This is a genomic window from Streptococcus wuxiensis (genome assembly GCF_040888245.1).
GTDB classification, from domain to species: domain Bacteria; phylum Bacillota; class Bacilli; order Lactobacillales; family Streptococcaceae; genus Streptococcus; species Streptococcus wuxiensis.
The window spans coordinates 30,301-44,936 of sequence record NZ_JBFNFE010000001.1; the positions used below are offsets into that span (position 1 = coordinate 30,301).

General features: G+C 40.6%; 9 protein-coding genes. 7 read left to right on the forward strand and 2 right to left on the reverse strand.

Annotated features, from left to right (window positions below; genetic code table 11):
* Positions 1-99 precede the first annotated feature (99 nt).
* The gene (locus AB2B47_RS00140) at positions 100-330 is read right to left on the reverse strand and encodes a DUF1797 family protein (protein ID WP_006152543.1); all 231 of its coding nucleotides are present in this window, start codon (positions 328-330) and stop codon (positions 100-102) included.
* A 205-nt stretch (positions 331-535) separates the two neighbouring features.
* Here AB2B47_RS00140 and AB2B47_RS00145 point away from each other — a divergent pair, with 205 nt between their 5' ends.
* The 6 genes from AB2B47_RS00145 (at position 536) to AB2B47_RS00170 (ending at position 11,847) form a co-directional block, all read left to right on the forward strand.
* On the forward strand, positions 536-1,219 hold the full coding sequence (locus tag AB2B47_RS00145) for an amino acid ABC transporter permease (protein ID WP_006152483.1): 684 nt from the start codon (positions 536-538) through the stop codon (positions 1,217-1,219).
* A complete protein-coding gene (locus AB2B47_RS00150; protein ID WP_006152531.1) occupies positions 1,219-1,953 on the forward strand; it encodes an amino acid ABC transporter ATP-binding protein in 735 nt (244 codons plus the stop codon). The genes AB2B47_RS00145 and AB2B47_RS00150 overlap by 1 nt, the downstream gene beginning before the upstream one ends.
* Positions 1,954-2,215: 262 nt before the next feature.
* The gene (locus tag AB2B47_RS00155) at positions 2,216-2,407 is read left to right on the forward strand and encodes a hypothetical protein (RefSeq protein WP_006152530.1); all 192 of its coding nucleotides are present in this window, start codon (positions 2,216-2,218) and stop codon (positions 2,405-2,407) included.
* Between the two features lie 127 nt (positions 2,408-2,534).
* On the forward strand, positions 2,535-3,392 hold the full coding sequence (locus tag AB2B47_RS00160) for a bifunctional methylenetetrahydrofolate dehydrogenase/methenyltetrahydrofolate cyclohydrolase (RefSeq protein ID WP_006152537.1): 858 nt from the start codon (positions 2,535-2,537) through the stop codon (positions 3,390-3,392).
* Positions 3,393-3,630: 238 nt separating this feature from the next.
* Positions 3,631-10,869: an SIALI-17 repeat-containing surface protein gene (locus tag AB2B47_RS00165; RefSeq protein ID WP_320693355.1), complete on the forward strand. Its 7,239-nt coding sequence runs from the start codon at positions 3,631-3,633 to the stop codon at positions 10,867-10,869.
* A 129-nt stretch (positions 10,870-10,998) separates the two neighbouring features.
* On the forward strand, positions 10,999-11,847 hold the full coding sequence (locus AB2B47_RS00170; protein ID WP_254723996.1) for an NAD(P)H-hydrate dehydratase: 849 nt from the start codon (positions 10,999-11,001) through the stop codon (positions 11,845-11,847).
* A gap of 22 nt (positions 11,848-11,869) precedes the next feature.
* Here AB2B47_RS00170 and AB2B47_RS00175 read toward each other — a convergent pair whose 3' ends face one another.
* Positions 11,870-12,055, reverse strand: coding sequence for a hypothetical protein (locus AB2B47_RS00175; RefSeq protein WP_006148859.1), 186 nt, complete (start codon positions 12,053-12,055; stop codon positions 11,870-11,872).
* Between the two features lie 121 nt (positions 12,056-12,176).
* Here AB2B47_RS00175 and AB2B47_RS00180 point away from each other — a divergent pair, with 121 nt between their 5' ends.
* The gene (locus AB2B47_RS00180; RefSeq protein ID WP_320693356.1) at positions 12,177-14,627 is read left to right on the forward strand and encodes a bifunctional DnaQ family exonuclease/ATP-dependent helicase; all 2,451 of its coding nucleotides are present in this window, start codon (positions 12,177-12,179) and stop codon (positions 14,625-14,627) included.
* Positions 14,628-14,636 lie beyond the last annotated feature (9 nt).

The window sequence follows — 14,636 nt, forward strand, 5'->3', positions numbered from 1 at the left end:
CTTACTAGACTTTAGTGATAAAAAGAAAAATCCAATTTGTCATGCAAAAAGGATTTTCATTGGTCAAAGCAGGAGTATCCTCCAGCCCATATTCAACTATTAGTATAAAAGTTCGTAGATTTCCATCGCAATGAGGTCGATGCTATCAAATGTATATGTTTCACGAGCTTCAACATCACGAAGTGTAAAGAGTGGTCCGTTTTCTTCGTCGTGGTTAAAAGCAACCTCTGCGACAACAATTCCTTCGCGTTCAAAGTTACGTTTTAAGTTACCACCATCTTTAGTCATTGCTTCTAAGCGATTGATGATTCTAACCAAATGTGATTCCATTTTGATTCTCCTCCATTTCTTATCTTTACTATTTTACCATAAACAGACTCTACTTGACTAGAAAAAAACTAAGATTTCTCGCTATTTCTATCGTCTTTGAAAATTTATTGAAAATATCAGGAGAAAATGTTGAATTTTTATGCAAAATATGTTATCCTTATACAAGTTTTAAGTTTAAATATTAAAAACAGAAAGTAGAGTATCCATGAATTTTTCTTTTTTACCGAAATATCTACCGTATTTTAACTATGGTGCCGTTGTAACAATTATCATATCTATCTTGGTGGTCTTCTTGGGGACCATTCTAGGAGTGCTGTTGGCCTTTGCACAACGTTCAAAGATTAAACCACTTGCCTGGTTGGCCAATCTATATATCTGGGTGTTCCGTGGGACTCCGATGATGGTGCAGATTATGATTGCATTTGCCTTGATGCATATTAGTGCTCCGACTATTCAAATTGGGATCTTAGATGTTGATCTGACTCGTTTGATTCCAGGGATTTTGATTATTTCTATGAATAGTGGTGCCTATGTATCAGAAACAGTTCGTGCTGGGATTAATGCAGTACCAAAGGGACAATTAGAAGCAGCATATTCACTAGGTATTCGCCCTAAGAATGCCATGCGCTATGTCATTTTACCCCAGGCTATCAAAAATATCTTACCTTCTCTAGGAAATGAGTTTATCACTATTATCAAGGATAGTTCACTCTTGTCAGCTATCGGGGTTATGGAGTTGTGGAATGGAGCTACTACGGTGTCAACAACCACTTACCTGCCTTTAACTCCGCTTTTATTTGCAGCCTTTTACTACTTGATTATGACCTCTATCTTGACACTAGCCTTGAAAGCTTTTGAAAATCGTATGGGACAAGGAGATAAGAAATAATGACTGAAACGCTAATTAAAATTGAAAACCTTCATAAAAGCTTTGGAAAGAATGAAGTTTTAAAAGGGATTGATCTTGAAATCAAAAAAGGGGAAGTAGTGGTCATTATCGGCCCTTCTGGAAGCGGTAAGTCAACCCTCCTTCGTTCCATGAATCTCCTTGAAGAAGCTACAAAAGGAAAAGTTATCTTTGAAGGTGTTGACATTACGGATAAGAAAAATGACCTCTTTGCCATGCGTGAAAAGATGGGAATGGTTTTCCAACAATTCAATCTCTTCCCAAATATGACAGTGAAGGAAAACATCACACTTTCTCCAATCAAGACAAAAGGTGAAAGTAAGGAAGTGGCTGAGAAGAGAGCGCATGAGCTCTTAGAAAAGGTTGGTTTGCCAGATAAGGCAGATGCTTATCCACAAAGCTTGTCGGGCGGTCAACAACAGCGTATCGCTATCGCCCGTGGTCTTGCTATGGAACCAGATGTCCTACTATTTGATGAACCAACTTCTGCTCTAGATCCAGAAATGGTAGGAGAAGTACTAGCAGTTATGCAAGAACTTGCTCAGTCAGGAATGACCATGGTTATCGTAACGCATGAAATGGGCTTTGCTCGTGAGGTGGCAGATCGTGTCATCTTTATGGCAGATGGTGTTGTTGTTGAAGACGGAACTCCAGAGCAAGTCTTTGAACAAACCCAAGAACAAAGAACCAAGGATTTCTTGAGTAAGGTTTTGTAAGAATATCATGAAAAGCTCCAAGTGGGCTTTTTCACTTAGTCTTGAAACATTAATTTCGAAGTTCCTTCTCTGTAAGTAGAATAGGAAAACATGTATACTTGTATAGTCATAAAGATATTTAAAAAACTATTGATAAATTAAAGTGAACAAAATATTGTGAAGCAGGATTTTGAATATCTGTCGGGTGTAGTTTGTTTTTAATTGTATTGAAGCATAGAATGATTTATAATTAAATCAAGGTTAAGGGAGGGTAGAAAGTTACATGACTGATACAACTTTAAACGCAATTAAAAACAAATCGTTAATGGAGGTTGATGGACTGGTTGGTTTACCAAATGGAGTTAAGCCAGAACCTATAACGTATAACCTCGGAAAAATAAATGAATATCTAAAAAAAACAGGTAAAGAATTTAAAGAGCTTAGTGATTCTGAACTTAAACGATTTGAAATTTAAGCCCTTAGAAAAATCTAAGGGCTTTTTCTTATAGTTTCAGACTATAGGGTATCTTAGGTAAGAAGTGTTAGAATGCCGAACGATTTTTTGTTATAATAGAGAATATTTGTTAGAAAAGAGAAAATACATGACACAGATTATTGATGGAAAGGCTTTAGCTGCCAAGCTACAAGGACAGTTGGCTGAAAAAACAGCCAAGTTAAAGGAAGATACAGGTTTGGTTCCAGGATTGGTCGTTATTTTAGTCGGAGAAAATCCAGCAAGCCAAGTTTACGTACGCAACAAGGAGCGTTCTGCTATCGCTGCAGGCTTCCAAAGTGAAGTCGTGCGAGTTCCGGAGACCATTACTCAAGAGGAATTGTTAGCATTAATCGCTAAATACAATCAAGATCCAGCATGGCATGGGATTTTGGTTCAGCTTCCATTACCAAAACACATCGATGAAGAAGCTGTTTTACTAGCTATTGATCCAGAAAAGGATGTGGATGGTTTCCATCCTCTCAACATGGGACGCCTCTGGTCTGGTCACCCAGTTATGATTCCTTCAACACCTGCAGGAATTATGGAAATGTTTCATGAATATGGGATTGACTTAGAAGGTAAAAATGCAGTTGTCATTGGTCGTTCAAATATTGTTGGGAAACCCATGGCTCAGTTGCTGTTGGCTAAGAATGCAACTGTAACCTTGACCCACTCTCGTACCCACAATCTAGCCCAAGTAGCTTCTAAAGCCGATATTTTGGTCGTAGCTATCGGTCGCGCCAAGTTCGTGACTACTGATTTTGTAAAACCTGGAGCTGTTGTCATTGATGTAGGGATGAACCGAGATGAAAATGGCAAGCTCTGTGGCGATGTTGACTACGATGCTGTCGCACCAATTGCTAGTCATATCACACCTGTACCTGGTGGAGTTGGTCCAATGACCATTACCATGCTGATGGAGCAGACTTATCAGGCTGCTTTAAGAATGCTGGATAGAGACTAATCTCTATTACAATCATTAATGAATTTTTAAAAAGCAAGTTCTAAAAAGGGCTTGCTTTTTTCTTGCTCTATTTCTACTAAAATTCCAGTAAAAGTTCTACAAATTATTGAAAAACTTCTACTATTTTGATATATTAAAAGTATCAATATGTATATGCAAAAATAAGTAAGCGTCTAGAGGGAGGTTTATTTTTTGAGGAGAAATGTAATCGCTTACTAAAATTTAGAAAGGAACCATAATGGATAAGAGATTTTTTGAAAAACGGTGTCATTTTAGTATTCGTAAGTTTGCAATTGGTGCTGCTTCGGTTATGATTGGAGCTAGTATCTTTGGTCTTCAGGTAGCACAAGCAGCTGAAACTGAAACGTCAAGTACCACTGAAGAAACAATTCATCAAGTTCAACCTTTGGATAAACTTCCAGATGATCTAGCTGCAGCCATTGCAAAAGCTGAGCAAAATGGCCCACAAGATTCCGCTACCGAAAAAGAAGAAAAAGATACGGACGAAGCAGCAAAACCAGTAACTGAAGATAAAGTAACTGAAGAAACAAGTCCTAAGAAAGAAAAGGAAGTAGAAGTAGTTAGCCCTAAGGAAGAAATAACTGAAAAACCAGCTGCTGAAGTGAATGAGAAAGAACCTACAGTGGCAGAAGTGAATACTGAAAAGCCAGCAGTTTTGGAAGAACATACTGCTGAAGCTAATCAGAATAAACCGGTATCTGACGATAAGGCTAAGGAAGAAAAAATATCTGCAACAGACTTACCTCAAGTTACCAAAGAGAAAGAAAAAGAAGACCAACTTTTACAGGAAAGAAAACAAAATTTTAACAAAGACTGGTATTTTAAATTAAATGCTCAGGGTGATTTTTCTAAGAAAGATGTAGACGTTCATGACTGGTCTAAGTTGAACCTTCCTCATGACTGGAGTATTTATTTTGATTTTGACCACAAATCTCCTGCTCGAAATGAAGGTGGTCAATTAAACGGGGGTACTGCTTGGTATCGTAAGACTTTCACTGTAGATGAAGCTGCCAAGGACAAAGATGTTCGTATAAACTTCGATGGTGTCTACATGGACTCCAAGGTCTATGTCAATGGTAAATTTGTAGGTCATTATCCAAGTGGTTACAATCATTTTTCATATGACATTACTGAATTTTTAAATAAGGATGGCAGTGAGAATACTATTGCTGTTCAAGTGACCAATAAGCAACCAAGTAGTCGTTGGTACTCAGGAAGTGGTATCTATCGTGATGTGACGCTTAGCTATCGTGACAAGGTGCAGGTGGCTGAAAATGGAAATCATATTACAACTCCGAAATTAGCTCAACAAAAAGATGGCAATGTTGAAACACAAATCCAAAGCAAGATCAAAAATACTGCCAAGACTTTAGCCAAGGTATTTGTGGAGCAACAGATTTTTACTAAGGAAGGTAAGGCTGTTTCAGATTTAGTTCGTTCTGTAACCAAGAACCTAGCAGGAAATGAGGCAGCTGACTTTAAGCAAACAATCTTAGTAAATAAGCCAACTCTCTGGACAACCAAAAGTTATAATCCTCAACTCTATGTTCTAAAAACAAAGGTTTATAATGAAGGTCAACTAGTTGATGTGACAGAAGATACTTTTGGTTATCGTTATTTCAACTGGACAGCTAAAGAAGGTTTCTCACTGAACGGTGAGAGAATGAAATTCCACGGGGTTAGTATCCACCATGATAATGGTGCCTTGGGGGCAGAAGAAAACTATAAGGCAACCTACCGTAAATTAAAACTCCTGAAAGATATGGGAGTTAACTCTATCCGTACAACCCACAATCCAGCAAGTCCACAGTTGCTAGATGCTGCTGCTAGTCTAGGACTTTTGGTCCAAGAAGAAGCCTTTGATACTTGGTATCGTGGCAAGAAAACGTATGACTATGGACGTTTCTTTGACCAAGATGCAACTCACCCAGAAGCTAAGAAGGGTGAAAAATGGTCGGATTTTGACCTCAGAACCATGGTCGAACGTGATAAAAATAATCCTTCAATCATCATGTGGTCGCTCGGTAATGAAGTGGATGAAGCAGATGGTGGAGAACGTTCACTAGAAACAGCCAAGCGTTTGAAAGCTGTTATCAAAGCAATTGATACAGAGCGCTATGTGACTATGGGTGAAAATAAATTCAGTCGTGCTTCTACAGGCTTGTTCTTAAAATTAGCAGCAATCATGGATGCTGTAGGTATGAACTATGGAGAGCGTTTTTACGATGCTGTTCGTAAAGCTCATCCAGATTGGTTGATCTACGGTTCTGAAACTTCTTCAGCAACTCGAACACGTGATTCCTACTTTTATCCTGCTAAAAATCTCTATCACGATAATCGTCCAAATCGTCATTATGAACAATCTGACTATGGTAATGACCGTGTAGCCTGGGGTAGAACAGCTACTGAATCTTGGACCTTTGACCGTGATCGTGCTGGCTATGCAGGTCAGTTCATCTGGACTGGTTTCGACTATATCGGTGAGCCTACACCATGGCACAACCAAGATCATACACCAGTAAAAAGCTCTTACTTTGGTATCATTGATACGGCAGGCTTGCCTAAGAATGATTTCTACCTTTACCGTAGTGAATGGTATAGTGCCAAAGAAAAACCAACTGTTCGTATCATGCCTCACTGGAATTGGACAGAAGAAACGCTCAAGGAACGTAATATGCTTATCAATGGCAAGGTTCCAGTTCGGACTTTCTCAAATGCTGCTAGCGTAGAATTGTTCTTGAACAACGAGTCCCTTGGCAAGAAAGAATTTACCAAGAAAACTACTGCGGATGGTCGACCTTATCATGAAGGTGCGAACCCTGGTGAATTGTATCTTGAGTGGTTGGTGGAATATAAACCAGGCACCTTGACTGCTATTGCTCGTGATGAAAATGGTAAAGAGATTGCGCGTGATAGTGTGACAACAGCAGGGGAACCAGCCAGAGTTCGTCTCACCAAGGAAGAGCATGTCATCACTGCAGACGGCAAAGACTTGTCTTACATCCATTATGAAATCGTTGATGAAGACGGCAATGTTGTACCAACTGCCAATAATCTTGTTCATTTCAATCTTCACGGGCAAGGGCAAATCGTTGGTGTGGACAATGGGGAACAAGCTAGCCGTGAGCGTTATAAAGCTCAGAAAGATGGTACATGGCAAAGAAAAGCCTTCAATGGTAAAGGTGTTGTCATTGTAAAATCCACTGAAAAAGAAGGAAAATTCACCCTATATGCGGATTCTGCAGGTTTAGCTTCTGATAAGGCGACCGTTACAACTGTTTCAGGCAAGAAAGAAAATCGCCATTTTGTCGCTTTTGCCCCTGTGAAGTCAACTACTGATGTCAGCGAAAATCCTAAATTGCCAGAAACTGTGACAGCTATTTATAGTGATGGTAGTGTCGAAGAAAAAGCTGTGGTTTGGGCAATCCCAGATGATCTCCTTACAAGTGCTGGTGAGAAAAAAGTTCTTGGTAGTGTGGAAGGTCTCGAAGCTAAGGCTGAAGCCCTTGTTAAGGTCATTGCACTTGATAAGTGGTTGCCTAAAGTTGCAACTGTTCCAGTTGGTACAGCTGTAGAAGATTTGGATAAAACTGTAACGGCTGTTTTGTCAGATGGTAACTTGGTTGATGCGGATGTCGTTTCTTGGACCTTGAAAGATCCTGCTGCTTTGTCAAAAGAAGGTGGACGAACTGAAGCAACTGGTAAATTGGTAGGTAATGACTACGAGGTGACAGCAACCTTTATCGCAAGTGATCAGGAAACAGAAAACACTGTTACAGGTCTCACTGTTGGCGACAAGGCTCTCGCTGACTTTGAGCCTGGAAAGACCTACTACCGAGTATCCCTTCCGTACAGTGCTAAAATCCCAAGTGTTGGAGCACAGGCAAGAGGCTATCAGGTGACAGTTCAACAAGCTTCAGCAGCTAATGATTATCAGGCTTCTGTATTCTTGAGTGACCAGAAGGGCGATTTAGTTCAAACTTACTTGATTCAGTTTGTGAAGGAAGCCCCTGCCTTGACACGCTTGGAAGTAAGTGTAGAAGGTAAAGAGACTGCAACAGAAGATCAAGTTCTCCCTTATCATGTTATTGGGCATTACGAAGATGGTTCACAGACTGAATTTTCAGCATCAGATATTCACTTGGATGCTAGTTCTACTGATGGTGGACATCTTGAAGTAAACGGACAAAACTTGCTTCTTTACACTAAAGGTAGTGTGACGCTCACACCTCGTATTGACAATCAAACAGAGAAGACTCAATCTGTAGCTACCGTAGTGGTCATCAAAGAAAACAAAGTAGCCAAGAAAATTGTTAAGCTTCATCCTGTTTCAATCTCTACAGATATCAATCAGCAACCGAATTTGCCTGATCAAATCGTAGCAGAATTTGACAAAGGCTTGTCTCGTAAGCTAGCTGTAACTTGGGATAAGGTAGATGAAAAAGAACTCGCTAGCTATCATAGCTTTACCCTAAAAGGTCATGTAGAAGGAACAGATATTGAAGCTGTGGCAAATGTGACTGTTGAAGGATTGCAGGTTGCAGAAGAAATCAGCCTGACTCTTCCTAAGGGTGAAACGGTTCAATTACCAGCTAACGTTCGTGCCTACCATTCTAATGGAACAACTATCTATAATGATGTCGTTTGGGATAAGGTGCCAGCTAACTTTAGTCAAACTGAAGGAATCTTTGAAATCAAAGGTCAATTGGTTGGTAGCTCTCTGACTACCAAGGCTCATGTTCGTGTTTCCAGTCAGGTTGTTGAGGGAAATAATATCTCTAAACAGTGGACAGGTTCTCAATTGCCAGCAGCTATCGTATCCAATACTGGTGGAGATGATTCGGCCAATACTCTGAATGACTTGACCGTTTCAAGAGCCAATACAGATGTCAAGAATAGATGGACAACATGGCAAACAAATACAGATAATGACTGGGCATCTATCTTGTTTGGTAACTCAGGCGATTTGACCAAGCGCTTTGTAGACAATCTTTCAGTTGATTTCTATACAGATGGTGCGATTGGACTTCCAAAAGAATATGTTATTGAATACTACGTTGGTCAAGAAATTCCAGATTTGCCAACTGATGTCAATCATGCTCAAGGAGATACAAAACATCCATTTAACAATGCTGCTAACTGGAAAGAAGTCGAACATCTCAAAGCTCCAGGACAATTATCCGCAAGTCAAACTAACCACTTTACGTTTGACAAGGTTGAGACCTATGCAGTTCGTATTCGCATGAAGAAAGCAAATGGAACGGATGGTGTCGGTTTGACCGAAATCACAATCTTAGGAAATAAAGTTCCAGCTGCTTCAAGTTCAGAGATTTCTATTAGAGTAGACGGTCAGAAGCTGGAGCATTTCAATCCGTCTAAGACAGACTACCATATTCCGAAAACTAGTAAAGTGATTACTGCAACAGCAAGCGATAATGGTGTGGTAACGATTGTTCCTGCTACAAGCTCAGAAGGAGCAACACGCCTCATTTTGAAGGCAGAAGACGGAACCATCTTGAAAGAGTACCGCATTTTCCGTGATGGTCAAAAAGAATCTACGCAACCAGTAGCTGCCGAAAATGCTGCCATGACATTGAGTGTTGGCGATAAGCTTCAATTACCTACAGAAGTGACAGTCTACTATCCAGCAGAAACAGATTGGACAACAGATAAACTAGCCGTAGAATGGGATGCAGTGGCTGAACATGCGACAGACCAGGAAGGTACCTTTGAAGTGCTTGGTCATATCCTAGGAACAGACTTGACAACTAAGATGCAAGTGACCGTTCTGGCAAGAGGAAATCAAGTTATCTCTGAGAATGCAAGCAATAATGCGACTGACTCTAAAGCCTTTGCCTCTACTACAAACGATACCGATGCCGCTTCTAATGATAGAATCTTCTATATCAACGATGGGCGATTTAATGAGGATGGACGTTGGACTAACTGGTCTCGTACTCCAAAAAATCAGGAAGTGTCGGTAGGAGTTCTCTTTAAGAAGAATGGTCAGATTACACCTCGCTCTGTAGGAAAAGTAGCCATTCAGTTCTTCAAAGACAGTGGAACAGATGCACCAGCGACAATGGTACTCGAAAGATATGTTGGACCAACTTATTCTGAACCAAGCACCATTTCACGTTATGAAGAAAATGCTGATCATCCGTTTAACAAGGCAGAAAATTGGCAAGAAATTCCTTATAAGGCATCTGGAGCAATCGAGGCTGGTAAACCAATCGAATTTACCTTTGATCCGATTCAGACAACCGCTATACGCGCACGTATGACTCGCAAATCAACCACTAATGGTCTCGCAATGGTCGAGTTTAGTGCCTATTCTCCAGCCAAAGCCAGTGATTCAGAAACACCTGCAGTGACAATTTCAATTAATGGAAAAGCATTGGAAAACTTTGATCCTGCGGTTTCAGAATATCGATTAACCGCTAATGGAGCGAAACCAGAGGTGACTGTCCAAACAAGCGGTCACGGTGTAGCGACTGTCGTTGTGTCAAATCAAGATAACCTTCCAACACTTGTTCGACTCCTTGCTAAAGATGGTAGTCTTGTGAAAGAATATCGCCTTCACTTTGAAGCTGGTTCAGAAGCTAGTCATGCAGTGGATGATCAAGCTCTTGTTCTAGACCGTCCAAGTCTAGAAGTTGAGAAAGCTGTCATTCCATTCAAGGAAATTATTCGTGAGAATAGTGACTTAGGCAAAGATGAACGGCGTATCGTCTCAGAAGGTCAAAATGGAGAAAAGGTAGACTACGTCGAAGTATTAGGAACAAGTCGTAAGGTTGTTCATACTGAAACAAGAGATGCAAAAGATCAAATTGTTGAAGTAGGAGTGAAAGCAATTGTTACAAGTAGCAAGGGTGACGATCCTGCTCCAGTTCTTGAAGTTCCAGAGTATACGGACCCTATTGGAACTGTAGGTGAGGAGCCAGCCCCAATAGTAGAAGTCCCAGAATATAGCAACTCTATCGGTACTGCAGGAGATCAAGCAGCCCCAATTGTTGAAGTTCCAGAGTTTAAAGGCGGAGCTAATTGGGTCGAAGCCGCTAAAAATGAAGTACCAGAGTTCAAGGGCGGAGCTAATTGGGTTGAAGCTGCTAAAAATGAAGTGCCTGAATTCAAGGGTGGAGTCAATGCTGTGCAAGCAGACAAGAACGAACTCCCAGAATATACAGGAACTCTAGGAACCGCAGGAGACCAAGTGGCTCCAACAATCGACAAACCTGTTGCAGATATTCGAGGTTTATCTGATAAACCTTCAGAAACTCAGGCTTCTGCTGAGCAGACTCAGGGTTCACAAGTTCTTGGAAATGCTTCGGAAAAAGCAGACTCAGCAAGACTTCCAGAAACTGGGGAAAGTCAATCAGATACAGCTATTTTCCTAGCAGGTCTCAGTCTAGCCTTATCAGCAGCATTCCTAAATGGGAAACGCAAGGAAGAATAATGATTCATAACTCACTATTCTCAAAAGGCTGATTATTAAAAAAAAGGAGAAGACTATATAGTCTTCTCCTTTATTAATTGGGTAGTGAGGTGTATAATGAAAGTAAGAGAAAGCATGAAGGAGTAAATTATGAAAGTCATTGATCAGGCTCTACTGAAAAAAGTAATCATTGAGCGTCCTCTTTCTAGTCATAAGGGAGACTACGGTCGTCTTCTCTTGATTGGAGGAACGTATCCTTATGGGGGAGCGATTATTATGGCTGCTTTAGGGGCGGTTAGAAGCGGTGCAGGCTTGGTGACAGTAGCAACGGATAAAGAGAATATTCCAGCTCTGCATAGCCATCTGCCGGAGGCTATGGCTTTTGACCTTGGTGATAAGCAATTACTGGAGCAACAGTTTCAGAAGGCTAATATTGTCTTGGTCGGACCTGGACTAGTGGATGATGAGCGTGGAGAAGAGCTTCTCCAAACAGTCTTTCATCATTCAAATCAAGACCAGACCCTCATACTGGATGGTGGCGCCCTATCCATTTTTGCTAAGACGGGAATGAAATTTCCTAAGGCTCAGCTTGTTTTAACTCCACACCAAAGGGAATGGCAAGTCTTGTCGGGCTTAGATTTGGATTCCCAAGGAACTGAGGAAACAGGAGAGACTTTGAAGAGATTTTCTTCAGGAACGATTCTAGTTCAAAAAGGTCCTGATACTCGAATTTGGCAGGCCGGGCATGCAGATTTTTATCAGCTAAGTGTAGGAGGTCCCTATCAGGCAACTGGGGGCATGGGAGATACCTTGGCTGGGATGATTGCTGGCTTTGCTGGTCAATTTCCTCAAGTTAGCCTCTATGACAGGGTCACTGTAGCAACATATCTGCACTCAGCAATTGCTCAAAAATTATCTGAGGACAACTTTGTAGTTCTGCCAACCACGATTAGTCAACATATTCCTGCATTTATGAAAAAAATACAAAAAGACACCTGATTTTTCAGGTGTCTTTTGATGATTAGAAGAGGCCTTTGACCTTATCTACAAGACCGTCAAGTCCTTCTGAGCCTGAAACCAAAGCTTGTGCTTGGCTTAGGTACTCACCGAGTTGATCCTTGTTTTCTTCAACAAAAGTTTTTGCTGCAGAAAAATCTTTGTTCTCAATGAGTTCTTTTACTTGATTAAACAAATCTAATGGGTTCATGAGTTCCCTCCTTTTCTACAATTTAATTCAATCATTTTTTTTCGAATCTTGCAAGAAACTTGACTCTTCAAATAAAGTTCAGGGGTGTCAAATGGTGCAAATTTTGATATAATTTTTAGTGATGAATTTTAAAAATAATCGGTACGTGGTTGTAGATTTAGAAGCTACAAGTACTGGAAGTAAGGCAAAAATCATCCAAGTGGGAATTGTAGTCATTGAAGATGGTGAGATTGTTGAACAGTATGCTACTGATGTCAACCCTCATGAACGCTTGGATTCTCATATCAAAGAATTAACGGGTTTGACTGATAAACGTTTGGCAAAGGCTCCAGAGTTTTCTCAGGTGGCTGGAAAGATTTTTGAACTGGTCAAAGACGGTGTTTTTGTTGCGCACAATGTTCAGTTTGATGCTAACTTATTGGCAGAATTCCTCTTTTTTGAGGGTTATGAATTGCGCACGCCTCGTATCGATACAGTGGAGTTGGCTCAAATATTTTACCCTCAGCTTGAGAAGTATAATCTCGGCATTCTTTGCCAAGAGTTGGGGATTCCTCTAGAGCAAGCCCATTCAGCCCTATCTGATGCCCAAGCAACAGCAGAACTCTTTCTTTGTATGAGACAAAAGATGTTTGGACTGCCAAAAGGGTTGTTGGAGCGCTTATTGAGTTTATCAGACAGCTTACTCTATGAATCTTACCTAGTCATCGAGGAAGTTTATCAGAAGCAGTCTCTCCTCGTTGAGCATGATTTGGTAGAAGTGCAAGGTTTATTTTTGAGAAAAGAAAAGCCAGTCCTTTCTCCACGCAAACTCTCAAAAGATTTCCAAACTAATATTGCCTTGCTAGGTTTGGAAGAGAGAAGTCAACAAGAAGAATTTGCCCAAAAGGTTCAAGAGTTTATACAAGGGGAAGCCATTTCCTTTATTCAGGCTCAAACAGGAATCGGGAAAACCTATGGTTACCTGCTACCGGCCTTGTCACTTGAGAATGAAGGGGGAATCCTACTCAGTGTTCCGACTAAAATCCTTCAAAATCAGGTGATGCAAGAGGAGGCTAAAAAACTAGAAGAGATTTTCCATATCTCTATTCATAGTCTTAAAGGTCCTCAGAATTACTTGAAGCTAGATGCCTTTCATGCAGCGCTAGAGGAAGAAGAGTCCAATCGTTTGTATACTCGTTTCAAGATGCAACTTCTAGTTTGGTTGACAGAGACAGATACAGGAGATTTAGACGAAATTGGTCAGCGATATCGCTACCAGCAGTTTTTACCGAACTTGGTTCATGATGGCAACCTTCACAAAGACTCTCTCTTTTGGCTAGAGGATTTTTGGAAACGAGGTCAGGACAAGGCTCGTTCTTGCAAGTTGCTTGTGACCAATCATGCTTACCTCGTTACTCGACTTGAAGATGATCCTAGTCTCTTAGAAGGGCGTCTCTTGATTTTAGATGAAGCCCAGAAAATCTTGTTGACATTGGAAAATCTTTCTCGAAAATCTTATTTGCTAACAGATTTGGTGGAGCAACTAGATCAAGCTCTATTGAGGGAAGAAGGTATGCTTCAAAGACGCTTGCTAGAAAGTATTCGTTTTGAAGTTTCTTACCTACTCGATCAGTTTCTATCTGGTAAACGGAAGATGTGCCCAGCTAGTAGCATTGACAAGCTCCGCCAAGATTTTTCTGAGTTGAACTTGCCAGAATTTAAAGACTATCAGAGATTTTTTACATCTGAGGGAGAATTTTGGTTATCGACTTCAGATGTGTCTAGTAAGAAGGTTGAAATCACTTCTAGTCGCAATCATCGTTTGCTCTTTTCTCAGATTTTCCCAGAATCCTGTCAACTTTTAGGAATCTCTGCAACCCTTGAAATTAGTAGTAGGGTTTCTTTACCAGAATTGTTAGGTTTTCCTCAAGCGGCCTTTTACTGCATGGACGAACAGTTTCAGGAAAATCAGGAAATCTTGTTGGTGAATGATTTTCCGTTGGTGACAGAAATTTCATCCGAGGAATATGCACAGGCAATTGTAGAAGTTCTAGAAGAATTATTCCAGCTTGAAGAACCCATTCTAGTCTTATTTACTGCAAAAGATTTATTGTTGCAAGTTTCAGATGCTTTGAGGGTTCCCCATCTGGCCCAGTATAAGCACGGTGAACCTGCCCAATTGAAAAAACGCTTTGAAAGAGGCGAGCGTGAGCTCTTGCTTGGGGCGGGAAGTTTTTGGGAAGGTGTCGATTTTTCAAGACATCCTCGAGTGATTGAAGTGGTGACTCGATTACCTTTCCAAAATCCAGAAGATCCCTTTACTAAAAAGATGAATCAAGAACTTCGTTTGGAAGGGAAGAATCCTTTTTACGATTATCAGCTTCCTATGGCTATTATTCGCCTCAAGCAAGCGATTGGACGAACCATGCGTCGAGTGGGGCAACGCTCTGCAGTTCTGATTCTAGATAGCCGCATGGCAAGTAAACGCTATGGTAAGCAAATCAGCAAGTCTTTGGCTCGAAGCAATCGTGTTAGAGTCATTAGCCGAGAGCAAGTATTCTCAAAAGTTCAAGAATTTTTAAATAAACAATGAAATGAATAC